This is a genomic window from Candidatus Propionivibrio aalborgensis (assembly GCF_900089945.1).
GTDB lineage: Bacteria > Pseudomonadota > Gammaproteobacteria > Burkholderiales > Rhodocyclaceae > Propionivibrio > Propionivibrio aalborgensis.
Window position 1 is genome coordinate 1 of sequence record NZ_FLQY01000315.1, and the last position, 511, is coordinate 511.

The following is a 511-nucleotide window of genomic DNA, read 5'->3' on the forward strand; positions in this document are numbered from 1 at the left end:
TCTCACCGAAGCAAATATCGCCGATGCCTTGCGAGAAGTTCGTCTCGCCTTGCTTGAGGCTGACGTTGCCCTACCCGCCATCAAGAGCCTGATCGCTTCCGTCAAGGAGAAAGCGGTCGGGGAGGATGTGATTGGCTCCTTAAGCCCTGGCCAGGCATTGATCGGTGTTGTCCACCGTGAACTGACGCTGCTTATGGGCGAAGCGCACGACGGCCTCAATCTTTCCACCCAGCCACCAGCGGTTGTGCTCATGGCGGGCTTGCAGGGCGCAGGCAAGACCACCACCGTTGGCAAACTAGCCAAACAATTGCGTGACACGGAAAGGAAGAAAGTACTGGTTGTTTCCTGCGACGTTTATCGTCCGGCAGCAATTGATCAGTTGAGGACCGTTGCGGCACAGGCCGGGGTAGACTTTTTCCCTTCATCGCCAGCCGATAAGCCTGTCGAAATCGCGCGCAATGCAGTCGATTGGGCACGACGGCACTTCCACGACGTGCTGCTTGTCGATACC

At 57.3% G+C, this 511-nt stretch carries 1 protein-coding gene; it reads left to right on the forward strand.

Translation table 11 applies throughout. From position 1 onward, the window contains the following. Window positions 1-511 (forward strand): signal recognition particle receptor subunit alpha (locus PROAA_RS13565; RefSeq protein ID WP_186411850.1); only part of this gene is annotated, 511 nt, incomplete at both ends.